The 23,729-nt window shown below is 46.4% G+C and carries 22 protein-coding genes; 9 read left to right on the forward strand and 13 right to left on the reverse strand.

Annotated features, from left to right (window positions below; genetic code table 11):
• Window positions 1-30 precede the first annotated feature (30 nt).
• Complete coding sequence (locus tag ACLIIY_RS13470; protein ID WP_020196546.1) at window positions 31-222, reverse strand: hypothetical protein; 192 nt, start codon at window positions 220-222, stop codon at window positions 31-33.
• Between the two features lie 133 nt (window positions 223-355).
• Window positions 356-1,291: a malate dehydrogenase gene (gene mdh, locus ACLIIY_RS13475; protein ID WP_020196545.1), complete on the reverse strand. Its 936-nt coding sequence runs from the start codon at window positions 1,289-1,291 to the stop codon at window positions 356-358.
• A gap of 358 nt (window positions 1,292-1,649) precedes the next feature.
• On the opposite strand from mdh, the gene argR reads away from it, so the two are divergent.
• From argR to ACLIIY_RS13495, 4 genes are all read left to right on the forward strand, one after another.
• Window positions 1,650-2,120: a transcriptional regulator ArgR gene (argR, locus tag ACLIIY_RS13480; RefSeq protein ID WP_005430583.1), complete on the forward strand. Its 471-nt coding sequence runs from the start codon at window positions 1,650-1,652 to the stop codon at window positions 2,118-2,120.
• A 384-nt stretch (window positions 2,121-2,504) separates the two neighbouring features.
• Window positions 2,505-3,473 carry a TAXI family TRAP transporter solute-binding subunit gene (locus ACLIIY_RS13485; protein WP_005437372.1) on the forward strand — a complete coding sequence of 323 codons (969 nt, stop codon included), beginning with the start codon at window positions 2,505-2,507 and terminating at the stop codon, window positions 3,471-3,473.
• 295 nt (window positions 3,474-3,768) lie between these two features.
• Complete coding sequence (locus ACLIIY_RS13490; protein ID WP_180825850.1) at window positions 3,769-6,348, forward strand: TRAP transporter permease; 2,580 nt, start codon at window positions 3,769-3,771, stop codon at window positions 6,346-6,348.
• Between the two features lie 45 nt (window positions 6,349-6,393).
• Window positions 6,394-6,831 carry a universal stress protein gene (locus ACLIIY_RS13495; protein WP_005437370.1) on the forward strand — a complete coding sequence of 146 codons (438 nt, stop codon included), beginning with the start codon at window positions 6,394-6,396 and terminating at the stop codon, window positions 6,829-6,831.
• Between the two features lie 94 nt (window positions 6,832-6,925).
• On the opposite strand, the gene thiQ is transcribed toward ACLIIY_RS13495, so the two are convergent.
• The 5 genes from thiQ to mpl all read right to left on the reverse strand — a co-directional run bounded on the left by thiQ (window position 6,926) and on the right by mpl (window position 12,470).
• Entirely contained in the window at window positions 6,926-7,630 is a 705-nt protein-coding gene (gene thiQ / locus ACLIIY_RS13500) for a thiamine ABC transporter ATP-binding protein (RefSeq protein ID WP_180825851.1), read from the reverse strand.
• Window positions 7,630-9,216: a thiamine/thiamine pyrophosphate ABC transporter permease ThiP gene (thiP, locus tag ACLIIY_RS13505; RefSeq protein ID WP_434527731.1), complete on the reverse strand. Its 1,587-nt coding sequence runs from the start codon at window positions 9,214-9,216 to the stop codon at window positions 7,630-7,632. Before thiP ends, thiQ begins: the two co-directional genes overlap by 1 nt.
• Before the next feature lie 14 nt (window positions 9,217-9,230).
• A complete protein-coding gene (gene thiB / locus ACLIIY_RS13510; RefSeq protein WP_434527732.1) occupies window positions 9,231-10,223 on the reverse strand; it encodes a thiamine ABC transporter substrate binding subunit in 993 nt (330 codons plus the stop codon).
• Between the two features lie 250 nt (window positions 10,224-10,473).
• On the reverse strand, window positions 10,474-11,112 hold the full coding sequence (locus tag ACLIIY_RS13515; RefSeq protein ID WP_005450501.1) for a flavin prenyltransferase UbiX: 639 nt from the start codon (window positions 11,110-11,112) through the stop codon (window positions 10,474-10,476).
• Window positions 11,112-12,470 (reverse strand): UDP-N-acetylmuramate:L-alanyl-gamma-D-glutamyl-meso-diaminopimelate ligase, encoded by a 1,359-nt coding sequence (gene mpl, locus ACLIIY_RS13520; protein ID WP_434527733.1) that lies wholly within the window; start codon window positions 12,468-12,470, stop codon window positions 11,112-11,114. Before mpl ends, ACLIIY_RS13515 begins: the two co-directional genes overlap by 1 nt.
• Window positions 12,471-12,783: 313 nt before the next feature.
• Here mpl and fbp point away from each other — a divergent pair, with 313 nt between their 5' ends.
• On the forward strand, window positions 12,784-13,800 hold the full coding sequence (gene fbp, locus ACLIIY_RS13525) for a class 1 fructose-bisphosphatase (protein WP_005430527.1): 1,017 nt from the start codon (window positions 12,784-12,786) through the stop codon (window positions 13,798-13,800).
• Between the two features lie 125 nt (window positions 13,801-13,925).
• Entirely contained in the window at window positions 13,926-14,456 is a 531-nt protein-coding gene (ppa, locus tag ACLIIY_RS13530) for an inorganic diphosphatase (protein WP_005437361.1), read from the forward strand.
• Between the two features lie 65 nt (window positions 14,457-14,521).
• Here ppa and ACLIIY_RS13535 read toward each other — a convergent pair whose 3' ends face one another.
• The 5 genes from ACLIIY_RS13535 to tamA all read right to left on the reverse strand — a co-directional run bounded on the left by ACLIIY_RS13535 (window position 14,522) and on the right by tamA (window position 21,339).
• On the reverse strand, window positions 14,522-14,881 hold the full coding sequence (locus ACLIIY_RS13535; protein ID WP_009707810.1) for a DUF2799 domain-containing protein: 360 nt from the start codon (window positions 14,879-14,881) through the stop codon (window positions 14,522-14,524).
• Window positions 14,882-14,911: 30 nt separating this feature from the next.
• The gene (locus ACLIIY_RS13540) at window positions 14,912-15,250 is read right to left on the reverse strand and encodes a DUF2799 domain-containing protein (protein WP_434527734.1); all 339 of its coding nucleotides are present in this window, start codon (window positions 15,248-15,250) and stop codon (window positions 14,912-14,914) included.
• A 64-nt stretch (window positions 15,251-15,314) separates the two neighbouring features.
• Complete coding sequence (locus ACLIIY_RS13545) at window positions 15,315-15,662, reverse strand: gamma-glutamylcyclotransferase family protein (RefSeq protein ID WP_005437357.1); 348 nt, start codon at window positions 15,660-15,662, stop codon at window positions 15,315-15,317.
• A gap of 32 nt (window positions 15,663-15,694) precedes the next feature.
• Complete coding sequence (tamB, locus tag ACLIIY_RS13550; protein ID WP_434527735.1) at window positions 15,695-19,630, reverse strand: autotransporter assembly complex protein TamB; 3,936 nt, start codon at window positions 19,628-19,630, stop codon at window positions 15,695-15,697.
• Complete coding sequence (tamA, locus tag ACLIIY_RS13555; RefSeq protein WP_434527736.1) at window positions 19,627-21,339, reverse strand: autotransporter assembly complex protein TamA; 1,713 nt, start codon at window positions 21,337-21,339, stop codon at window positions 19,627-19,629. The genes tamB and tamA overlap by 4 nt, the downstream gene beginning before the upstream one ends.
• Before the next feature lie 166 nt (window positions 21,340-21,505).
• Between tamA and msrA the strand changes: the two genes are divergently transcribed.
• Complete coding sequence (gene msrA / locus ACLIIY_RS13560) at window positions 21,506-22,144, forward strand: peptide-methionine (S)-S-oxide reductase MsrA (protein WP_020196535.1); 639 nt, start codon at window positions 21,506-21,508, stop codon at window positions 22,142-22,144.
• A gap of 49 nt (window positions 22,145-22,193) precedes the next feature.
• Here msrA and ACLIIY_RS13565 read toward each other — a convergent pair whose 3' ends face one another.
• Window positions 22,194-22,394, reverse strand: a complete 201-nt coding sequence (locus ACLIIY_RS13565) for a DUF1107 domain-containing protein (RefSeq protein WP_009707816.1) — start codon at window positions 22,392-22,394, stop codon at window positions 22,194-22,196.
• A 216-nt stretch (window positions 22,395-22,610) separates the two neighbouring features.
• Between ACLIIY_RS13565 and ACLIIY_RS13570 the strand changes: the two genes are divergently transcribed.
• Complete coding sequence (locus ACLIIY_RS13570; protein WP_009707817.1) at window positions 22,611-23,162, forward strand: YtfJ family protein; 552 nt, start codon at window positions 22,611-22,613, stop codon at window positions 23,160-23,162.
• A 176-nt stretch (window positions 23,163-23,338) separates the two neighbouring features.
• The gene (locus ACLIIY_RS13575) at window positions 23,339-23,638 is read left to right on the forward strand and encodes a DUF2607 family protein (RefSeq protein WP_005437348.1); all 300 of its coding nucleotides are present in this window, start codon (window positions 23,339-23,341) and stop codon (window positions 23,636-23,638) included.
• Window positions 23,639-23,729: the final 91 nt, after the last annotated feature.

Genomic DNA, 23,729 nt, shown 5'->3' on the forward strand with positions numbered 1-23,729 from the left:
CATTATGTTTGGCGCTCAAGCGATTTTTCGTTAGTAATAACGGTCACAACTGTCGTGAAGCTGTGGATTGTCTTCTATTTCATCGAAGCTAACTGCAAGCTGCTCTTCTGAACCTTGCTTAGCAAGCAGCACTGTCTCTGCCTCTTGGTCGATGACTAAAATCGTACCGACACCTTGCTGACACTCAACGACCATACCTTTACGGATTCGATTTGCTTCCATCACCCTCTCCTTCACAAAGTTACCCAATCTAGACTCTGTTACGCGAGATAAGGTGAAAGGATCAAAAAAGCCGATCATCAGATCGGCTTTTCATTTAAATTCTCTTCTTTATATAACGAGTATAAAAAGACGCTTATTTCGCAAATTCAACACCAATGTTGATATCGCCATTTAGTGTTTCTAGCATGCCATCTAATGCTGACTTCTCGTAGTCGCTTAGCGCACCGTAGCTTAGAACTTCTTCTACGCCGTCTTTGCCTAGCTTCACAGGTTGTGCGAAGTATGGTGCATGTTCGCTGCCACCGTCTACATAAGCACACTCTACTACGCCTTCTTCACCTTGAAGAGCACGTACTAGCGCTAAGCCGAAGCGACATGCAGCTTGGCCCATAGATAGAGTTGCACTACCGCCACCCGCTTTCGCTTCTACTACTTCTGTACCCGCATTCTGGATACGTTTCGTTAGCGCTTCAACTTCTTCAGCTGTGAACTCAACACCTTCTACTTGAGATAGAAGAGGAAGAATAGTCACACCAGAGTGACCACCGATAACAGGAACACGAACGTCACCTGGATCTTTGTCTTTTAGTTCCGCAACGAAGGTTTCCGAACGGATAACATCTAGCGTTGTTACACCAAAAAGCTTGCGCTTGTCGTAAACGCCTGCTTTTTTCAATACTTCAGCAGCGATTGGCACTGTTGTATTCACTGGGTTAGTGATGATACCAACACATGCTGTTGGACATACAACTGCGATCTTTTCCGCTAGCGACTTAACAATGCCAGCGTTTACGTTGAACAGATCCGCGCGATCCATACCAGGTTTACGAGCTACACCAGCTGAAATTAGAACAACATCCGCACCTTCAAGTGCAGGTGTTGGATCTTCGCCAGCATAACCTTTAATAGAAACCGGAGTTGGGATGTGGCTAAGATCTGCAGCCACACCAGGAGTTACTGGAGCAATATCGTATAGGGCTAAATCTGAACCTGCAGGAAGACGGTTCTTAAGTAGAAGGGCCAGAGCTTGACCGATGCCGCCAGCGGCACCAATAACGGCTACTTTCATGTAGTTCTCCTTGAGAGTATTTCTCTTATAAACGTATTCGTAGGGTATTTTGTAACCAGCTGAAATAAAGCTATCGGAATCACAACTTGATTACAATCAATTAACGCCAGCTTTGCGACCTCGCGCAACTCGCTGTTACCGTGCTACAAACAAAGGCTTGATTATTCGTTTATTCTGTTGAAATGACAAGAAATTCAGTGCAATAAATAGGTCAACAATTTCATACTTAAAGAACCCTATCCTGTTTAGGGTTTACAGTGATGGAATTAACATAATGTCGTGACTTTTTGGCACTGCATGAATATCTATGCGAGAATATGCAAAATTGCTGACCCTTGATAAGAGAATCATAACGACTATGCGCAATTCAGAAAAACAAGATAACTTAGTTCGCGCTTTTAAAGCCTTATTAAAAGAAGAGAGCTTTGGCTCACAGGGTGAGATCGTTGATGCACTAAAACAACAAGGTTTTGAAAGTATCAACCAATCCAAAGTTTCTCGCATGTTGACTAAGTTTGGTGCCGTACGTACACGTAATGCAAAAATGGAAATGGTTTACTGCCTACCTGCAGAGTTAGGCGTACCAACAGTTAGCAGCTCTTTGCGTGAACTGGTGTTAGATATCGACCATAACGCAGCTCTTGTCGTTATCCACACCGGCCCGGGTGCCGCTCAATTGATTGCTCGCCTACTGGACTCATTAGGCAAATCAGAAGGCATCTTAGGTGTGGTTGCTGGTGATGACACCATCTTCATTACCCCGACAATGCCAGTTTCTACAGAACAATTGTTCAAATCTGTGTGTGAGCTTTTCGAGTACACAGGCTAAGTAACTGTTTGTGGGCTATGAAATTAGTTGAGTTTTGTAGCCCATGAAAAATGTAAATTTTTTGATTTTTTAGCTTATTTTTTACCCATCCTATTTGTGATTTACATCACGCTATTGGTTTTTTTAATACCCTCGCCAACATGCAAGATAAGTAATTGTTCTAAAAAGAATTAGTCTACGAATTTATCCCCACATACCAACGCACACTTTAGACTTATTCGCTATAGTTTTTAACAATCGGATAATTTTCTGCCAATTTTTTGTTATGATTCGCTCGCTTTTTCAAACGATTGGATTGGAAAAGATGCCGTTTCCAAATAGGAAACTCCTGAAGTAATTTTTGGTTATTTCCGGGTTAATAATGAATATAAGGAAGGGAAATTCATGGCATTTAACAAACTTCTTAAAGTAGGCGCTATCGCTGCAGCAGTTATGGGCGCAGGCGCAGTTAACGCTCAAGAGTTTATTACTATCGGTACTGGCTCTGTTACAGGTGTTTACTACCCTACTGGTGGTGCTATTTGTAAATTGGTGAACAAAGGTCGTAAAGATCACAACATCCGTTGTTCAGTAGAATCGACTGGTGGTTCAATTTACAACGTCAACACAATCCGTGCTGGCGAGCTAGACTTTGGTATCGTGCAATCGGATTGGCAGTACCATGGCTACAACGGTACGAGTAAGTTTGCTGAACAAGGCCCGTACAAAAAACTACGTGCAATGTTCTCTCTTCATACCGAACCTTTTAACATCATCGCACGTGCAGATTCTGGCATCGAAAACGTTCAAGACCTTAAAGGTAAGCGTGTAAACATCGGTAACCCTGGTTCTGGTGACCGCGCGACAATGGGCGTAGTGATGGATGCTATGGGCTGGACTAACGACAGCTTCAAACTTGCATCAGAACTAAAAGGTTCAGAACGTTCTCAAGCACTGTGTGATAACAAGATCGACGCGTTTATCTACATGGTTGGTCACCCGAACGGTTCAATCAAAGAAGCAACAACCTCTTGTGATGCGAAGCTAGTTCCAGCAACTGGTCCAGAAATCGAGAAGATCGTTGCTGATAACCCTTACTACGCGTTCAGCACAGTGCCTGCTGGGATGTACCGTGGTACAGACAAAGACGTAAACAGCTTTGGTGTTGCGGCAACAATGGTAACGACTTCTGACGTTTCAGATGACGTAGCTTACAACGTTGCAAAAGCGGTATTCGAAAACTTCGATACCTTCAAGCGTCTACACCCTGCATTTGCAAACCTGAAGAAAGAAGACATGGTGAAAGCTGGCCTTTCAATCCCTCTTCACCCAGGTGCAGAGAAATACTACAAAGAAGTAGGCCTGCTTAAGTAAGCAACTACTAACTTCAAGCTCAGACAGAAAAGGATGGTTTTCTGTCTGATTGAGTATGCTGGTCGAGCACCTTCAACCAGCATACTTTGTTCAATTTTGCCGATTTCTCTCGGAAGTCGCGCTCACACACCTAAGAAAAAGAAAACGCACTTTTCCATACCTATGAGTCAATGGGTTGAAGGATTGTAGCGATTCACTCGAAAGCAAACTTCGCTCTATTCACTACACTGTTATAGCGAAGCGCGGTTCTCGATACACAATACAGACAGGACCATCAATAATAAGGAAAAAGTACATGGCGACGAACAACACTCCGTCACAAGATGTGCAAGAGATGGTGGCTCAGGCAGATACAGGTGCGCGTAGCCCAATGGGCATGCAAGGTCGAATCTTATGGTTCGTTCCGCTGTGCTGGTCGCTATTTCAATTATGGTATGCCTCTCCGCTACCATTTATTTTTAATTTTGGCGTACTCAACGACACTGAAGCGCGAGCAATTCATCTAACTTTTGCCACTTTTCTCGCTTTCACTGCTTACCCAGCAATGAAGAACTCTCCGCGTGATCATATCCCACTCATCGACTGGGTATTAGCACTCGCGGGTAGCTTTGCTGCGGCTTACATTTATATTTTCTATACCGAGTTAGCAGGACGTTCCGGAGCCCCGACGACGGTAGATATCGTCGTTTCGGTTACTGGTATGGTATTGCTACTTGAGGCAACCCGCCGTGCATTAGGTCCACCGCTCATGGTGGTCGCAGCGGTATTTTTAACTTACACCTTTGCTGGCCCATACATGCCAGACGTCATTGCCCATAAAGGCGCTAGCTTAAACAAAGCTATGTCGCATCTGTGGTTAACGACTGAGGGTGTATTTGGTGTTGCACTTGGCGTATCAACGTCTTTCGTATTCTTGTTCGTACTCTTCGGTGCGATGCTTGAACGTGCCGGCGCTGGCGCTTACTTCATCAAAGTGGCTTTCTCATTACTTGGTCATATGAAGGGTGGCCCTGCAAAAGCGGCAGTTGTTGCGTCTGGTCTATCAGGTTTGGTTTCTGGCTCATCGATTGCCAACGTAGTAACCACGGGTACCTTCACCATTCCGTTGATGAAGCGAGTTGGTTTCCCTGGCACAAAAGCCGGTGCGGTAGAAGTTGCAGCTTCAACTAATGGCCAGCTTACACCACCTATTATGGGTGCCGCGGCCTTCCTAATGGTGGAATACGTTGGTATCTCGTACGTAGAGGTCATTAAAGCTGCCCTGCTTCCTGCGCTTATCTCATACATCGCTCTGATTTACATCGTTCACCTTGAAGCGTGTAAAGCCGGTATGACTGGCCTTCCTCGTCGCCATAACCCAACCATGTTACAAAGCCTATTGTCATTCACTGGCACCATCCTCGGCTTGTGCGTGATTAGTGCTTTGGTTTACTACGGTGTGGGTTGGACGAAAGACGTCTTCGGCGATGCAGCAACACCTATCGTAACCGTAGCACTACTGATTGCTTACATCGGTCTGGTGAAAATTTCAGCCAACCACGCCAAAGACGGCGCAATTGAAATTGATGCAGAACTCACAGAGGTTCCAGATCCAGGTCCAACGATTAAATCTGGCCTGCACTACCTGCTACCAATCGTTGTGCTGGTTTGGTGTTTAACCGTTGAACGCTTCTCTCCGGGTCTATCAGCATTCTGGGCAACCGTGTTCATGATCTTTATCTTGCTGACCCAACGCCCATTGATTGCTTTGCTATCCAAACAAGGTAACTTGGCTCAGCAAACGAAAGATGGCTTTGTCGACCTAGCAGAGAGCTTGGTATCTGGTGCACGAAACATGATCGGCATCGGTGTGGCAACGGCTGCAGCCGGTACGGTTGTTGGTGTAGTAACACTAACCGGTATTGGTCTGGTGATGACAGACTTCGTCGAGTTCATCTCTGGCGGCAGCATCATCCTAATGTTGTTGTTTACTGCAGTGATCAGCTTGATCCTTGGTATGGGTCTGCCAACGACGGCAAACTACATCGTGGTATCAACTCTGATGGCTCCAGTTATCGTAACTCTGGGTGCAGCTCATGGCTTGATCATCCCACTGATCGCGGTGCACTTGTTCGTGTTCTATTTCGGTATTCTAGCTGATGATACCCCTCCAGTAGGTTTGGCAGCCTTTGCGGCGGCAGCTATTGCTAAGTCCGACCCAATTCGAACAGGTATTCAAGGCTTTACCTACGATATCCGAACTGCAATTCTGCCATTCATGTTCGTCTTCAACACCCAGTTATTGTTGATGGGTATCGACAGTTGGTGGCACCTTGCTCTCACCGTGATTTCCTCAATCATTGCGATGTTGATTTTCTCAGCCGCTACGCAAGGTTGGTGGTTTACACGTAACAAGTGGTGGGAAACCATCTTGTTGCTTGTACTGACATTCTCTTTCTTCCGTCCAGGATTCTGGTGGGACATGATCTACCCTGCAAAAGTTCTTTCCCCTGGGGTTGAGATAGCTCAAATCACGGAAGGGCTAAATGTAGGAGAATCCATTGAGCTACGAGTCGCAGGTGAAAACCTAGAAGGTGACTACGTAGAGAAAACGGTACGTCTTCCGTTCGAAGATAAAGCAAAAACTGCAGAAGAGCGCATCTCTTCTATGGGCCTAATGCTAACCGAGAACGACGGCAAAATGATCGTAGACATGGTCGAGTTTGGTAGTCCGGCAGAATCGTCTGGCGTCGACTTCGACTGGGAGATCAAATGGATTGTTCAAGACGCAGAGCGCCCAATGAAAGAATGGGTATTTGTGCCTTGCTTAATGATCTTGCTGGTACTTGCCATGAACCAAAAACGTCGTGCTCGTAGGGAACAGTTGAGCGCATAACCGATTAGGCCCCGAGGACAAAGGGGCCATGATGAGAGACACTGAATGTATAAACAAATTCTTGTTCCGGTTGATCTAAATGACCAAGGCTTCTCTGACAGAGCTGTTGAGCTGGCTGTTTGGCAAGCAAAACAAGCCAACGCGGAAGTTCACTTACTGACTGTACTGCCTGGCATCCATATGTCGATGGTCGCAACTTACTTCCCGAAAGATGCGGCAGCGAAGATGAAGCAAGACGTGAAGCAACAACTAAAAACGTTTGCTGACCAGCACATCGATGATGAAGTGATTTACAAAGTACACGTTGCAGAAGGCAAAGCGTATGCAACCATCCTTGATTACGCAGAGCGCTTAGGTGCCGATCTTATCATCATGCCAAGCCACAAACGCTCAAAGATCAACAAAGTGATGTTGGGCTCTGTAGCGAGCAAAGTGGTAGAGAACTCACCAATCAATGTGATGGTAGTGAAGCCACAAGGCTAACGTACTCATTCAAACTCCCAAAATAAAAAAAGGTTGATGCTCGCATCAACCTTTTGTTTTTCTAACGCCTAATTCATCAAAGATAAACGGCGCTCTACCCTGCCGCTCGCACAAACGCTGTTAAAACATCGCTAGAGTGCGATACCGCTAATTCATCAATGTCACCTGACGCTTCGACCTGACCACCAGCGACAAAAGCAAAATGACTCGCAATCGCTCTTGCATCACTCAAGTGGTGCGTCACCATTAACACGGTAATACCACGATCAGTAGCAAGCTGTTTCACCAATGCAAGCATTTCTTCGCGCAGCACGGGATCAAGAGCAGAGAAAGGTTCATCGAGTAACCACATCGGATGCGGCTGAACAAAGCAACGTGCGAGTGCCACACGCTGGCGCTGACCGCCAGAAAGGTGTTCAGGTAAGCGATCTAAATACTCAGCAACGCCGACTTGCTTGGCTGCTTGCTCGACAAGAAGCTTTTGGTCTGCCGTAAGCTTTAACCCCGGATGCAGCCCTAAACCAATGTTGTCTCTTACTGACAGGTGAGCAAACAGATTGTGTTCTTGGAACAGCATTGAAAACGGGCGCTGATACGGCTCTTTACTCACGATAGATGTGCCATCAACCAAAATATCGCCTAGGTCAGGATTAATGAATCCAGCGACCAAAGCGAGCAAGGTTGATTTACCTGCACCGCTCGGTCCCATCAGCGACACGATTTGTCCGCGCTTAATCTCTAAATCAAAGCGAAACAGTTCACGTTGATAGGTGTACTGCACATCATCCAACACTAACATTACGCTCTCTCCTTCGTTTTCAACACTTTCTCAATCAAAGCAAAACAGCCGACGCTGAGTAACAGCAAGGTAACCGACACAACCGCTGCTGCATCCATTTGATAACTGCCGAGCAGCTGGAATAGGTAGAGCGGTAAGGTTCTAAATTCTTGCCCGCCAAACAAAGCGATCGCACTTAAGTCACCAATAGCAAACATAAAGCTGATGGCAAAAGCATGGGCAAACGGCTTACGCAGTGCTTGCCACTCCACGACTTTAAATCGTTGCCAACCACGCATGCCTAAGCTGGCACACACGTACTGATATTGCTGCTCAATGTGCAACATAGGTTGAGATAAAGTCTTGATGACGTAAGGCAATGCCATCAAGCCATTAACCAAAATCACGACAAAAAACGCTAAGCTGAATACATCAGTAAACGAACGCAGCAGTAAAAACAGTCCGGTGCTAATCACCAAACCTGGTGTCACTAAAATGATGGTTCCGATAAGCTCAATTTGATCGGCGCGAGTATTTTTATACTGCAATCGCCAACGTCGACTGGTCAGCAAAATCGATACGCCTGCTGCAACGGTAAGAGAGCTCGCCAGTACCGCAACTTTGAGTGAATTAAGCAGTGCTGACCAAAAACGTTCATCGGTCAGTACCGACCAAACTTGCTGATTGATACCACTAAACACCACCATCACAAGCGGCGGTATGACTAGTAAAAAGGCACCCATGATCCAAAAGCTATCCCAAGCTTTTGACCACCCATGATCCTTCGTTAAATATCGGTGTACCGATGTGCTGCCAGCGCTTACTGAGACTGGTTTCGTCAACTTCTGTACGCCAATTGCTAACAAGCCACATAGTAGCATTTGCCACAGTGACAAAAGCGCCCCAGCCTGCAGATCAAAATCGAACTTAATCGCCTGATAAATGGCGAGTTCAATGGTGGTCGATTTCGGTCCGCCGCCTAACGCCATCACGGTGGCAAAACTGGTAAAGCAAAGCATAAACACCAAGCCGCTTACGTGTGGCAATTGCTGCCTTAGGCGTGGCCATTCCACCCAACGAAACTTGTCCCAATGGCTCATTCCAAGGTGTGCGCACAGTTTATGTTGCTCTGCTGGGATCGATTCTAGTGCCTGCAAAAGGAGTCGCGCTGCATAAGGCATATTGAAGAATACATGCGCAAGTAAAATACCGTTCAGGCCATAGATGGAAAACGGCAGCTCAGCATCGATACTTTTCAGCCATTGCGCTAATAAGCCGCTGTTACCGTAAATCGCCAATAAGCCAAACACACCGACCAGCACAGGCAGAACTAAGGTAGACGCAAACAACTTGAGTAATAGAGACTTCCCAAAGAACTCACGTCGAGAAAGTGCATGAGCAACAGGAATAGCAAAGCCAACACTCAATAGTGTCGAAAGGAAAGCTTGGTAGAAGCTGAACTTGGTGACGTGTTGATAGTATGGGTCTCCCCACACCATAGACACATCAAGTGAAGGCGCTTGAACAATCAAAGCACCTAGGGCAGAAACAACAAAGGTCGCGATAATCATCGCGACCCCTAACCCTATTTTCGGAACAGAATTCAAAAGTAGAACCTATATTAGAACGTCAATGCGCTTTGCCACTCGCGAATCCAAGTCTTGCGCATTTTCGCTACTTCGTCTGCACTAAAGCTCAGTGGTTTGCTTGGTACGCTCAGAGTTTCAAAACCTTTTGGCAACTCAACGTCAGTCACTGGGTACATCCAGTTACCAGTTGGCATCGCAGATTGGAAATCATCACTCAAAATAAAGTTCATGAACTCATCTGCTAGCTCAGCATTCTTTGAGCCTTTCACCTTAGCCGCTACTTCCACTTGCATGTAGTGCCCTTCAGCAAAATCTGCGCTTGCGTATTTCACGTCATCTTCTGCAATCAAATGGTACGCGGGAGAAGTCGTGTAAGACAGCACGAGATCGGACTCACCGTTCAAAAACATCGAGTAAGCTTCTGACCAACCTTTTGTAACCGTAACCGTTTTAGTCGCCAGTTGCTTCCACGCTTGAGTCGCATCATCACCGTAGATAGACTTCATCCACAACATCAAACCTTGTCCTGGCGTTGAAGTGCGAGGGTCTTGGTAAATCACTTTCAGATCGTCACGCTCTTCCACCAGCTCTTTCATGCTTTTTGGAGGATTCGCCAACTTCTCCTTGTTGTACACAAACGAAAAGTAGCCGTAATCGTACGGTACGAAGGTCTTATCATCCCAACCATTAGGCAAGGTCGTCTTCGATGTATCAACGTTGTGCTCAGCCAGAAGCCCAGTCTTTTTCGCTTCCGCCATCAGGTTATTATCCAAACCTAACACGATATCCGCTTTGCTGTTGCTTCCTTCCAAGCGAAGGCGGTTAAGGATTGAAACACCGTCATCCAGAGCAACGAAATTAACGTCGCAACCGCATTTGGCTTCGAACGCTTTTTCAACTTTAGGACCAGGTCCCCAATCGGCAGCGAAAGAGTCGTAAGTGTAGACAGTTAGGGTGTTTTCAGCGGCAAACGCTGAAGTAGAAGTGATGGTTGCAAGGGCAATCAGACTAAGAGTGGTTTTCACTGCTCGCTCTCCATTTGCATTATTAACATGAGTTGAGCGGCACAGGGTTGAGGCGGTATTTAGGACTTCCAATATCCAGACTCAATTCCTACGCCAGCATTATCTGGTTCAGGTAATACGGGTCCCTGTCTGCTCAACAATGTTAAACAATTAGGTCTCAGCGCCCCTTGGTATTGATAAGGTCAATACCTGATGGGTTTGCTCCCCGATGAGTTGGATGGATTGTAAAGGTCTTTTATTGATTACACAATCAACGTTGGTCATAACCCCAACGTGGCACTAAGCCTTGCTCAATACCAAGGTGATCGAGGATTCTTGCCACCATAAAGTCAACCAAGTCTTCAATGCTCTTTGGCTGATGATAGAAGCCGGGAGCCGCAGGCATTATGGTGACGCCCATTTGCGAGAGCTTGTGCATGTTTTCAAGATGCAGTGTTGAGAAAGGCGTTTCACGCACCACAAGCAGCAACTGTCCGCGCTCTTTCATTACCACATCAGCAGCACGCTCAATCAAGTTATCCGACATGCCGTGTGCAATGGCCGCGACACTGCCCGCGGAACATGGACACACCACCATTTGTTTTGGTGCCGCAGAGCCTGACGCCACTGGCGAGAACCAATCGTCTTTACCACAAACAGTGATGTTATCTGGATTGCAATTAAGGTGTTCAACCAGCGCCTTTTGCGCCGCTTCAGGGCCACTTGGCAATTTCAGGTCATGTTCAGTCGCCATTACCACTCGCGCAGCCGAAGAGATCAGCACATACACGTGATAGTCTGCGGCAACCAAGCATTCAAGAAGACGGAGCCCATACGGGGCACCAGAGGCGCCCGTTAATGCTAATGTGATGGCTTTTTTAGGGGTTACTTTTTGCTGCATAGATGTCATTAAGCTTTTTGTTTCAGTTGTTCTAGAAGCTTGCCGTGGATACCACCAAAGCCACCATTACTCATTACGAGGATTTGGTCACCCGGCTGTGCTTGTTCTACAATTTTTGCGACAAAGCTGTCCATCTCTGCATCCACAAAAGCAGGTTGTTTACACTGGTCAGCAATCTCTTGTACCGACCAATCAATGTTGTCTGGTTGGAAGAGGAACACCTCATCAGCACTGTGCAGAGAAGCCGCCAAAGTATTCTTATGAACACCGCGCTTCATCGTCGCAGAGCGTGGCTCCAAAACGGCAAGAATACGTTTTTCGCCAACTTTGTTACGTAAACCGCCCAATGTCAGTTCAATCGCCGTCGGATGATGAGCAAAATCGTCGTAAACCGTCACGCCCTGCTCTTCACCTTTCAGCTCTAAGCGGCGTTTGGTATTGATAAAACGACCGAGAGCCTGACAGGCTAACTCTGGAGCCACACCAACATGACGTGCAGCTGCAATGGCCATCAAAGCGTTATCTACGTTGTGGTCACCAACAAGATCCCAATCTACGATGCCCACTTTCTCGCCTTGCAACGACACTTCAAATTTAGAACCATCGATAACCAGTTTGTGTGCTTGCCAATCACCATTGGCACCAGAGAACTGCTTTTCTGTCCAACAACCGCGCTCGATCACGTCTTGCAACGACTGATCTTGCTTCGGTGCCAAGATCAAACCGTTCCCCGGAACAGTGCGCACTAAGTGATGGAATTGACGCTTAATCGCCTCAAGATCGTCGAAGATATCTGCATGATCAAATTCAAGGTTATTCATGATCAATGTGCGTGGATGGTAGTGAACAAACTTAGATCGTTTATCGAAAAAAGCACTGTCGTATTCGTCCGCTTCAACGACGAAAAACATACTTTCACCCAAGCGTGCCGACACACCAAAGTTACCCAATACACCACCGACAAGGAAACCAGGCTGGTAGCCACAGTCTTCCAAGATCCAAGCTAGCATGCTTGAAGTGGTGGTTTTGCCATGGGTACCCGATACCGCCAGAACCCAGCGATCGTGCAATAAGAACTCTTGTAACCACTGTGGGCCAGAGGTGTAACGCATATTGGTATTCAACACATGCTCAACACATGGGTTACCACGGCTCATTGCGTTACCAATCACCACAAGATCAGGTTGAGGGTCAAGTTGAGAAGGGTCAAAGCCTTCAATAATTTCAATACCTTGAGACTCCAACAGGGTGCTCATTGGTGGATAAACGTTGGCATCCGAACCCGTCACTTTATGACCTAGCTGACGCGCTAAAATTGCCGCACCGCCCATAAACGTGCCGCAGATACCCAAGATATGAATGTGCATAAACTTAACCTTGTAATGCTTTCTTTAATCCTTTCATTATCGTGATAACCACCAGAAAAGCGAGTGCCTTTCGCCCTGTTCGTGCAGTCTCTTTCACAAATCTGACAGGGCTTAGTACTGACTGACCAAGCATTAACCAAGTGACAGACTTCTTATGCAATAAGACAAATAAATTGAGATCTCAGTCGGTTACTTCATTACCATTAATAAGATCCGCGTCATAAACTTACATCTAGCGCAATCGTTTAACATCCATAAAGAGATGACCCATTGCGCGACACCCCCAACGAAATGAAAAATGTAAGGATAAACCATGTCAGGACTGCGCACCCTAGGCGAATTCATTGTTGAGAAACAAGCGGATTTCCCCCACGCTAGCGGTGATCTTTCATCTCTCTTAGCTTCCATTCGTTTAGCTGCCAAAATTGTTAACCGCGAAATCAACGCGGCAGGTCTTGGTGATATCACCGGTGCTGTAGGTACGGAAAACGTGCAAGGCGAAGATCAGCAAAAGCTTGATGTATACGCGAACGACAAGTTCAAAGCAGCACTTGAAGCACGTGACCAAGTGTGTGGCGTTGCAAGTGAAGAAGAAGATGAAGCGGTTGCGTTCAACAAAGAACTCAACCAAAACGCAAAGTACGTTGTACTAATGGACCCACTCGATGGCTCATCAAACATCGATGTGAACGTATCAGTCGGTACGATTTTCTCTATTTACCGTCGAGTTTCTCCTATTGGTACCCCGCCAACAGAAGAAGACTTCCTACAGCCTGGTCACAAACAAGTGGCGGCGGGCTACGTGATTTACGGCTCATCTACTATGTTGGTTTACACCACTGGTAATGGCGTAAACGGCTTCACTTACGACCCATCGATTGGCAGCTTCTGTCTTTCTCATGAAAACATGATGATCCCAGAAGACGGCAAGATCTACTCGATCAACGAAGGTAACTACATCCGCTTCCCGCAAGGCGTGAAGAAGTACATCAAGTACTGTCAGGAGAATGTGCCTGAAGATGGTCGTCCATACACTTCTCGCTACATCGGCTCACTGGTTGCGGACTTCCATCGTAACCTGCTTAAAGGCGGCATCTACTTATACCCAAGTACGCAAAGCCACCCTCAAGGCAAGCTGCGCTTGTTGTACGAGTGCAACCCAATGGCATTCTTGATTGAGCAAGCTGGCGGTCTGGCGTCTGACGGTGTAAACCGCATTATGGATTTGAAACCGACCGAACTGCACCAGCGTGTGCCTTTCTTTGTGGGTTCAAAGAACATGGTCAACAAAGTCGAAGAGTTTCTTGAGCTGAATCGCGAAGAAGACTAATTTCAGACCTTTGTCCAACGCGGCAGGTGTTTACCTGCCGCGTTTTTGTCGTTAAAGTGAACTGCGTAAATGTTAGCCAGATTAAGCCTCTAAACGCTTAATCCTCAATGAAAAGGAATATTCAAATGAGCTTAAACAACGTACCAGCAGGTAAATCACTGCCTGACGATATCTATGTCGTTATTGAAATCCCTGCTAACGCGGATCCAATCAAATACGAAGTAGATAAAGACACTGGTGCTGTATTTGTCGACCGTTTCATGTCTGCACCAATGTTCTACCCATGTAACTACGGCTACGTGAACGACACCCTTTCTCTAGATGGTGACCCAGTTGACGTACTGGTTCCTACTCCTTACCCATTGATGCCAGGTTCTGTTATTCGTTGCCGTCCAGTTGGCGTATTGAAGATGACGGATGAATCGGGTGAAGATGCGAAAGTCTTCGCTGTCCCGCACTCAAAAATCTCAAAAGAGTACGAAGGCATTCAAGATGTGGACGATATTCCAGAACTACTCAAAGCCCAAATCACACAGTTTTTTGAGCGTTACAAAGAGCTTGAAGCAGGTAAATGGGTGAAAGTGGATGGTTGGGCAGATGTTGCTGCCGCAAAAGCAGAAATCCTAGAATCTTACGAGCGTGCGCAAAGCAAATAACCGCGAACGTTAAAAAGAGAAAGAGCTGCACACAGGCAGCTCTTTTTTGTTTTCACGATATATCATTAGTAACCACCAGCCGTCGATAGCCTTCCTGATTCATAATCGTTTTGAAAAAATGGATCAACGTCATCGCAGATACCAAAGTAAGGCGCGCCCTGTACGCCAAGAATGTAAGCACTTTGCTCGCAGTATTCTTGTTTACCTTCTTGATAGCCAGTTTTGTATGCCGTGATGAGTTCAGGAGTAGCACGATTAGTGTCGTCTAGCTTGGCGATGCGCTCTTCCGATAATTCAATCGCTCCGTCCAACGCTGATTGCTTACCGAAAGCCTGCCAATCTGTCACGCTCACAGAGGTTGGTAACGTTGTCTGAGCACAAGCATTGAGGAAAAGTAACATAGCGCCGACCACGAATAATCTCATAATCACTCCTTACATCTTACTGATTGCTTGCTAGTAACGTTTACTGCCCTTCGCTGTGCGACCCAACTCGTATTCACGACGGAATCGGTCGTCTAGGTCATCACAGATACCACGGTAGTAACGCCTACTTTCACCGAGTGTAAAAGCGTCTTGAGCGCAGTAATTAGCTCGACCACTTTCGTAACCATTACTGTAAGCCATGTATAGCTCATCGTCTTTACTGAACTCTTGCATAGACAGTTTGGTATCGCCTGCTTCTGCACGCTGCATACCATATTGCTTCCATTCCATGCTGTCGTTGCCACTAGGTGGCGCGGTATTTGAACAACCGACCAGTAGCAGCAGTATGATTGGTGAAAGATATTTCATCGCAGACCTCCCAAGTCTTTGTTGTATATATCGTCAATGCATACGTTACTGGTCTAAGTATAGTTCACACCCGTTGGCACCAATCGCCAGATGCTATCTCTTCCGTAAGTTGTTCTGTGTCTTGATATAAGTAGATCCAAGCTTGGCCAAATGGCGTCGCGATGGTTTCTCTTCGATACTCGACCGGCACATCTTCCAGCTTATCTAGCTCAACCAAGGTGTCATTATCAATCAAGTACACTTCGCCTTGGATGACTTGCTGCCCCGTCGACAAAGCGGGGTAAGGCCCCAAGTCATAAAGCGCGAACTGGGCATCGGTTTGATGATGCCCAAGAAATTCGGCAGTACTCAAAAAGTGATGGTTGTGCTCTCCTTTGCGCAAAGTGCCATACACAAAAACCAAATGCTGCATAACCACTCCTTAGTTATGTTTAAAAGCTAAGCTTAGTTGAATTCAAATTGGTAAAGCAGATCAACCGCACTATCGACACCGGATACCGCTTCTAAGTACAAATCTTTCATCAAACGATAACGAACGGTGAACTCGCCTAAAGAGGTAAAGATACCCACGCCGTATTTCACTTGAAGACCAGGCAGAATGTAACCACTCACCGTCACCTGAGAATCATCACCCGAACCTGCCGTATCCAATTGCAGGTCTTGTACACCAAAGGCTTCACCGATTTCACCCACTACTTTACCGCTCTTCGCCAAGCTGAGACCGATCAAGGTTGTAGTCATCGCGTTACCGCCCGACTCCGCATCGATATCTTGACCACGCAATAGGTAAGACAGCGCGTTTGCTTGTGGCATTGCAGGATCCGAGAAGATTTCTACTGTTGGATCACTCGCAGGGCCAGTCACTCGAACACCAGCCGTCACATCATCTTGCGTGTTGTCTGGGTTACGAATCGCTTTAATCGATACGTAAGGCTGATCCGCCGGACCATTCATCATGATCTTACCTTCTTCAATCACCAAGTCTTGGCCGAATGAACGGTAAGAACCGTCGACGATATTCACTTCACCGACAATGAATGGACCTTTGTCTTTTTGCGTCACGTTCAGGTTACCTTGCAAGTCGCCTTTTAGGCCAAATGCCGATAACTGGAAGTCATCGCCAATCTTAATGTTGATGTCGGTTTCGACATTAAACGGCAGCGCTGGCTCACCATCGACCGGCTGCATGTCTTTGTTCAAGATAACCGTATCGCTCGAGACACCAACTGCGCTTGGCGGCAATTCATCCACCAAGATACGTCCCCACGGTAAATTGATATTACCTTCTACCTTGGCAAGTTTCGGTGTGACATCAATTGTCATATCTGGCTCGACCTTGATTCGCACCATTGGCGGCATATCGACTTTCAGCTCTTTAGCAAACACACGGGCTTTGGTGTGCCAGTTTTCTAGATCGCGCCAATCTGCATCACCGTTAATTTCCAACTTGCCATCTGGCGTAATAATGCCAGCGTCTAAATCCGCTTGGTGACCTTTAAAGTTAATCGCGACTTGGCCAGAGTTGATATCGATTGGCGTCACTTCACCTTGCAGCTTCATTTGGTCAATCAAGAATTGGCCGTTGACCTTCGGATGCATCACATCACCCGACAGAGCCAGATCCGTATTCATGTTCGCTTTGAACAAGCTGTATTCACCAATCAGCGGGGCTAAGAAATCGAGATGGAACGTCGATAGTGACACTTTACCGTCGATAGTTGGCTTTTCTGAAGAAACGTCATTCAACGATACCTTACCGGATAAATCACCGTTGTCTGTGACGTCAAGTAGCCACTCAGCATCTAACTTATCCTGAGCCAATTTTGCTTTGAGGCTCACGCTTTCCCAACCGACCTTGATTGGTTGCTCTAGCGTTTGCTCAACCTGACCTTTTGGCATATCCACATTCACCGTGACTTCCGGTTTCATGTCTGGTGCCCATTTCGCAAACGCGTTCGCATTCACCGAACCTTGCAGTTTGGTTTCTGGCGGTAAGAATTGTTTGATTTGGTCAAAATCAAAGTTGGTGATGGCTAACTTCGCTTCGCCGCTCTTACCAACGCTGATGTCCTCACTCAAACACACACTCGACTTAGACTGTAACCAACAGTGCGCTTGTACATCAGCTACTTGCTTGTCGATGTTCACTTTCACTGCTGTCGACTTCTGAAGTGCCCAAGGGCCTTGTGGTGTGCTTAGCGTGAGTCGGCGCAATGCACCATCCCAGATCATTTCCGGTTTCTGCTTAAACGTACCTTCAATTTCTAAGCTGCTGGAAACGATGTCTGATACCACATCCAGCGTCAGTTGGTGCAACTTCTCATCGCCCGTCACTTCAAGATCGGCACTGTCGATTTTGATGTCATCGTAAGTGATGTTTTTCGCAATCAAACTCACATCGGCTTTCGGCGCAGGCAGAGGTGTCACATCACCCTTCAAGGTAATCGTCTCGACCTTCGCTTGTTGTTGCCAATTCACTTGGTTAAGCGCGAGATCTAAGTTGATATCTGGCTGTTTCAGGCTACCGCGAAGTGTGATATTACCATTCATATTACCGCCAAGATCCGGCACGCTTTTCGCGAAATCAGGGAAGTTAACCTCAACGTCCATTAAGATTTGCTTGTCGATCTTACCTTTCGCTCGCAATGAGTTAGGACCATGCGACAAGGCTAAACCTTGAGTGTTCAGTTGAATGTCTTCGCCTTTACCAGTCTTGTCCGCGGCATCTAATTGGCCTTCAATATTCAATGGGTAGCCACGTAGAATACCGTCGATGTCCAGTTTAGGCAGACTCACTTGCCAGCCACCTTGATCGGTTAGTGAGCCTGAAGTCGATAGACTACCACTGATATCACCTTCGGCTTCTGGCCACTGTAAACCTGGTTGAATGTTCTTCAGGTTCAGATCAGCTTGCCAGTTGATTGGCGCCGCCCAGTTCGCCATTACCTTACCCGCTAACTCACCACCTAACGTTTTGACTACAATGCTGTCTAAATCAATTTGCTCAAGCGTACCTTTGCCGTTCAACGCTACGTCGACTGCAGGGATATCTTTACCCGATGCCTTCGTTTCTAGCGCAACGGTGTAACCATCTAGTGAGCCTTTCGTCTCTAAACTCGGCACTGAGACTTGATAGTCACTTTTTCCACTTAATGGCCATTGCGCTTCGACATCTTTCAGTTTGATATCAAATGGCAACTCAGGTTTAAGCGGTTGAACTTGACCTTCAATCTTGGCTTTAACAAGATCAGAAAGCGTTGCTTGTAATGACAAATCTCCCACAGAACCAGACGCAGATAACGATAACTTCTGGCCTTTCACGTCCGCTTGTTTAACCAAGGCATCAATCTGTGCTTGAATTGGGTAATCAGCCGATAAAGTCACTTGCGTACTTAACTGGCCTTCCACTTCCAGCATATCAAGCTCAAGCGTTTTAACATCGACTTTATCACCGCCCGCCGTTGCTTCGAGTCCTAAGTGATGAACGATAACCGGCGTGTCACCAGACAATTTAAAGTCATGAATATCAAGACGCTGCGCGTCGATGGTCAGTGGAATCCATACCTCTGGTAAAACAATACCTTCAGGCTCAGCTTCTGCCGTCGCTTGGGGCTGTGTCTTATCTTGTTGTTTTGCCGCAACCTCTTGAGTTGAGGCCTGCCCCGCTTGTTCTGATGGTTGCGTTTTTTCTGTCGCTGCAGATGCCGTATTTGCTGACTGTTGAGCCACATTGGTTTGTGACTCGCCTTTCTCGTCTGCAGCTTTGGCCTCTGGTGCTTGTGTAGATTGCTCTTCTGTCGCCTCTTCACTTGGTGCAAGAGCTACATTGATGGCTTTCAATGCCGTTGGTGCAATGACTAAACGGTCACCCTGCATCGACAACGCCGTTGAGAAATCTTGCCAATCAATTTTGTTTCCTAAGATGTTTAGGTTGATGTCGTTAAAGCTGACTTTATTAACGAAGATCGGCACTGGAGTGCTGATGGAACGCAGCGGCGGGGTTTCTTCTTCCGGCTCTTCACTTGCAGGAGGCAGTTCCGGCATTTGGAAGTTCACACCTTGCAGAGCCAGCTCATCCACACACACTTTCGGATCAAAGAAACAACGGAAGTTGATCGCGAGTGTTAAGCTCTCAACCTTTGCATCAATATTCAGCGACTCGTCAACAAAGCTGACGTTGCGTAAAGCAAATCGAGGGAACAATGAACCTTGAATTTGCTCAACTTTAAGTTGTGGTAAAGCTTTCTCTGCGCCCCAAAGCGCCAGCTTTAAACCTGGATGCGTAAATAGAATGGTGCCGACGAAGATCGCCAGCAAAAGAATTAGACTCAGCAGACCGATTGAGAACCATTTCGTCCACTTCAAGGTAGTTTTCATCATAGCTCAGGCCCCAATGAGAAGTGGATGCGGAATTCAGGATCTGGCTCAGAGTCTAGACCCCAAGCAAAGTCAAAGCTGACCGGGCCAACAGGAGATGCCCAGCGAATGCCCACACCCGCGCCTGATTTCCAGACTGGGGTTTCATTAAATGCGTCACCGATATCGTAGAAGACTGCGCCCCACCAGTTACCAGTTACGCGATATTGGTACTCAAGCGTACTTGTCACCATGTACTTTGCACCGGTCAATGCGCCACTAGAGTCTGTTGGCGAGATCGATTCGTAGCCGTAACCACGAATGTTGTTGTCACCACCAGCGAAGAAACGCAAAGATGGCGAGAGTTTTTCAAATTCATCAGTGATGTTGGCGCCACCCTCTAGGCGGAATAAACCACGATGGTTCTGACCAATCCCACGAATCCAAGACGTACGTCCAAGAAGACGAAGAACGCGCGTTTCAGACAACAGTGCAGGGTCGCCGTATTCAACGGTCACACTCTGCTTATCACCCCACATTGGCATGTTGCCGCCACGAGTTCGTGTACGAGAGAACGACGCACCCGGTAGAACAAATTGCACACCATCTTCTTGCAAACCTTGCGAGAAGTTTTCGTACAAGTGACGAACGTACAGAGTCTTGTGCCAACCACCATCAGTTATCCAGTGACGTTCTACCGCAAGATTCGATTCCAAACTCTCCGTATCGCGGTTATCAAGGTGCTTCAAACCGAACTGAAGTTGGTAATACTCATGCAATACATCATCGAGTGGGATTTTGTAGCCCGCGGTAATGGTTTGTTCAGGTTTCGATAGAGAAAGGGCGGTATCAAAACTGTGGCCACGAGCGCTTACCCATGGTTTTTTCCATTTCAGCGTACCGCGCACACCGGTATCGGTAGAGTAACCAATACCCGTCTCCAATTGGTTTTTCGCTGCAGGAGCAAGAGAGACTTTGATTGGCAAGTCACGACCGTCATCCAACTTACTCAGATCCGGCTCGACAAAAACCGAAGAGAACCAATCGGTGTTCGATAGGTTTTGGTTGTATTCACCCACTTCGGAAACCAAGTAAGGCTCACCAGTTTTAAAGGGACGCAGAGAGTCTACGCGATCTTCCCAGATCTGACTGCCCAGAATTTCAACCGTACCAAAGTGATAGCGAATACCACTGTCATAGTGCAGACGGACATTCGCTTCGTTTAGCTCTGGTACAATTTCTAGACGGCTCAGCTTAAAGTCGCCATTGAAGTAACCGCGTTGCAGCGCTAAGTTGCGAATTCCTGATTTCAGAGCGTCGTATTCCCCTTGATTGAGGATACGACCTTCTTTCAATCGTGATTTGTTGATGAGATTCGTGAACTCCTCATCTTTCTCGGCTTCACCGGAAATCACCACGTCCATCTTTTTTATTCTGACCGGCTCGCCAGGTTTGACGTTGACGATCAGTTCATCATTATCTTTCGTAATAGTGTATGAAATTTTCGCATGATAATAGCCGAGCGCATTCAACGCTTCAGTGATACTTTGTTCCAATCGCGCCTGAAAGCGCAAAGACGTAGAGTAGTCGTCTTCAGGAATTGAAGACAAATAAGCGTTCACATTATCTTCTAGCGCGCCATCGATGCCCTTGATCGTCAAGGAAACATCGGCGTAAGCGCTATGAGAAAAGGCAAGGAGGCTAGCAATTATCGGGGTAGCTTTTCTTATCATGCTTTTTAGCTGGACGAGGTTAAATAAACGTAAACAATAATAACGCCAATTAAAGGCTAAGTCTGTAATATTAATAGGTTTACTACGGTCTATGTCATCACAACATCATATTCAGACTGAATAAAATAATTCGCAAAATTAAGACACGTATTGAAGGACAAATACCATGCTCAACAAACAGACAATGATCAGTATAGAAGATGCACTGCCTGGTCGAGAGGCATCAATGCAAATCGATGACACTCATTTTGTAAATCAATCGAGTTTAACGGCTCAGCCACAATCTCACCAACAACAAATTTTATTCGGAATGGGCTGCTTTTGGGGCGCTGAACGCCTGTTTTGGCAACTTGAAGGCGTCGTATCAACATCCGTCGGCTACGCAGGTGGCTACACGCAAAATCCCACTTACGATGAAGTTTGTACAGGCAAAACTGGCCATACCGAAGTGGTTCGCGTCGTATTCGACGAGCGCATTATTTCTCTGGAGCAATTACTGGCAACATTTTGGGAAAGACACGACCCTACGCAAGGGATGCGCCAAGGTAACGATTTAGGAACTCAGTACCGTTCTGCAATTTATACCTACTCGCCAGAACAGCAAGATGCGGCAGAAAAGTCAAAAATCCAATATCAACAAGCATTGCAAGAAGATCAGCGAGCGGCAATCACGACGGAGATCCAAGCAGCAGGCCCTTATTACTTTGCAGAAACCTACCATCAGCAATATCTAGCAAAAAATCCAAACGGTTATTGTGGATTGGGCGGCACAGGCGTTTGCTTCCCACCGAGCCTTCAAGGTTAATCCGAAACGAAAAAGAGCGACGAAAGTCGCTCTTTTACAAATCTTGTCATTATACCGGGAGCGATAATATCGCTTGGTTTACTTCTCTAAATACAGAGAGTTGTTTGGGATTTTTTACGTCAGGTAATAGTACTTTTCCATTATCAAAACGGAACTCACCCACACCTGCAATTGAAAACTGACCTTTGAATAAAGTCTTTACGAAACGCGCCACCTGACGTGGACGGTAAACAGCAAACTCACGTAGCATAACCAACCTCAACATCCTTTTGAGAAAACACTGATTGCTCTTTCCTTGGCAACCTTTTATGCGCAATTTGCGACGTGGTTCATTCTATCAAATTTCAACGTTAACGCAACAATATTAGACATCATACGTTAAAGAATTGTTATAAACGGTTCTACATTTTTATGCACTGTAAGTATATACTTGGGAAGTCTCACAACCCATATGGAACATAACAATATGAAAACTAAGACTCTCCTCCCTCTTTTCCTTGCTCTTACTCCGGGTCTAGCGCTTGCTCACAACCTGTCTCTAGGAGAGAGTGTACCCGCAGCAAAAGTTGATGCTTACGGTGAAATCGTACTGCAAGGTGAAGGTGTGGCTTACCAACCTTGGGCAACTCAACAGATGCTAGGTAAGGTCCGAGTTATTCAGGCTATTGCAGGACGCAGCAGCTCAAAAGAAATGAATGCACCATTGATGGTCGCACTTACTGACGCAAAATTCCCAGCAGACGCTTACCAAACCACAACCATCATCAATCAAGATGATGCAGTTTGGGGAACAGGCTCGTTTGTGAAATCTTCAGCACAAGACAGCAAACAAGAATTTCCTTGGTCTTCTATGGTTCTGGATGAAAACGGTGTAGTGGCAAGCTCTTGGGCCCTAAAAGAAGAAAGCTCTGCAATCATTGTGCAAGATAAACAAGGTAAAGTGTTGTTTATCAAAGAAGGCGCGCTAACTCCTGATGAAATCACGCAAGTACTTGGACTTATCAAACAAAACATCTAGCTGTTTTCCGCTCCTTGCCACACTTGGCAGGGAGCCACTTCCTTATCTCTCCCAGATTACTCTTCTCATAAGCACTTCTTTCACCAAAGATAATTTGCTCGGCACTAACAAAAGAGTGAACTTTTAGCGAAAATGGATGTTATATTATAACACCAAGTATCATTTCGGGCTTTAAGATGCACTATCGCTGGCTAGCAACCACACATCATTGGCGTCGCACTGTTGTCTTGCTCAGTGTTGCGTTACTGATCGTATGGAATTTCGCTACCATTGCCCATGAACTTGACCTAATTCCAGAACATCACAGCCACCATCACTGCCAAATGTTTGCAGGAGCTCATCATGGTCTGGTTAAGGCTCTACCAGAAATTCTCGCTCCAACGTATCAACGTTCAACGCATTCTGACGTTATCGAAAAGCACTTAAATGTCAGTGATGTGCGCTACACAGCACGTGCGCCGCCGATATTTGCTTAAACTTAAGAAGTCCCCATACTAGAAACAAAACGGGTTGCTAACCTCATGATTTAATTCAGCAACCACAGCAAAATAATTAAGCAAATTAGGA

The sequence above is a fragment of the Vibrio sp. K4 genome, assembly GCF_051122595.1.
Taxonomy (GTDB): domain Bacteria; phylum Pseudomonadota; class Gammaproteobacteria; order Enterobacterales; family Vibrionaceae; genus Vibrio; species Vibrio owensii.

Excerpts from the sequence above, each read along its gene's own strand:
- ACLIIY_RS13485 (WP_005437372.1), top strand. The coding sequence starts at position 2,505 with ATGGCATTTAACAAACTTCTTAAAGTAGGCGCTATCGCTGCAGCAGTT.
- ppa (WP_005437361.1), top strand. The coding sequence starts at position 13,926 with ATGAGCTTAAACAACGTACCAGCAGGTAAATCACTGCCTGACGATATC.
- ACLIIY_RS13565 (WP_009707816.1), bottom strand. The coding sequence starts at position 22,394 with ATGCTACGTGAGTTTGCTGTTTACCGTCCACGTCAGGTGGCGCGTTTC.
- tamA (WP_434527736.1), bottom strand. The coding sequence starts at position 21,339 with ATGATAAGAAAAGCTACCCCGATAATTGCTAGCCTCCTTGCCTTTTCT.
- ACLIIY_RS13490 (WP_180825850.1), top strand. The coding sequence starts at position 3,769 with ATGGCGACGAACAACACTCCGTCACAAGATGTGCAAGAGATGGTGGCT.
- ACLIIY_RS13570 (WP_009707817.1), top strand. The coding sequence starts at position 22,611 with ATGAAAACTAAGACTCTCCTCCCTCTTTTCCTTGCTCTTACTCCGGGT.
- ACLIIY_RS13545 (WP_005437357.1), bottom strand. The coding sequence starts at position 15,662 with ATGCAGCATTTGGTTTTTGTGTATGGCACTTTGCGCAAAGGAGAGCAC.
- thiQ (WP_180825851.1), bottom strand. The coding sequence starts at position 7,630 with ATGTTAGTGTTGGATGATGTGCAGTACACCTATCAACGTGAACTGTTT.
- ACLIIY_RS13470 (WP_020196546.1), bottom strand. The coding sequence starts at position 222 with ATGGAAGCAAATCGAATCCGTAAAGGTATGGTCGTTGAGTGTCAGCAA.
- argR (WP_005430583.1), top strand. The coding sequence starts at position 1,650 with ATGCGCAATTCAGAAAAACAAGATAACTTAGTTCGCGCTTTTAAAGCC.
- ACLIIY_RS13575 (WP_005437348.1), top strand. The coding sequence starts at position 23,339 with ATGCACTATCGCTGGCTAGCAACCACACATCATTGGCGTCGCACTGTT.
- mdh (WP_020196545.1), bottom strand. The coding sequence starts at position 1,291 with ATGAAAGTAGCCGTTATTGGTGCCGCTGGCGGCATCGGTCAAGCTCTG.
- ACLIIY_RS13535 (WP_009707810.1), bottom strand. The coding sequence starts at position 14,881 with ATGAGATTATTCGTGGTCGGCGCTATGTTACTTTTCCTCAATGCTTGT.
- ACLIIY_RS13495 (WP_005437370.1), top strand. The coding sequence starts at position 6,394 with ATGTATAAACAAATTCTTGTTCCGGTTGATCTAAATGACCAAGGCTTC.
- ACLIIY_RS13515 (WP_005450501.1), bottom strand. The coding sequence starts at position 11,112 with ATGACATCTATGCAGCAAAAAGTAACCCCTAAAAAAGCCATCACATTA.
- fbp (WP_005430527.1), top strand. The coding sequence starts at position 12,784 with ATGTCAGGACTGCGCACCCTAGGCGAATTCATTGTTGAGAAACAAGCG.
- msrA (WP_020196535.1), top strand. The coding sequence starts at position 21,506 with ATGCTCAACAAACAGACAATGATCAGTATAGAAGATGCACTGCCTGGT.
- tamB (WP_434527735.1), bottom strand. The coding sequence starts at position 19,630 with ATGATGAAAACTACCTTGAAGTGGACGAAATGGTTCTCAATCGGTCTG.
- ACLIIY_RS13540 (WP_434527734.1), bottom strand. The coding sequence starts at position 15,250 with ATGAAATATCTTTCACCAATCATACTGCTGCTACTGGTCGGTTGTTCA.
- mpl (WP_434527733.1), bottom strand. The coding sequence starts at position 12,470 with ATGCACATTCATATCTTGGGTATCTGCGGCACGTTTATGGGCGGTGCG.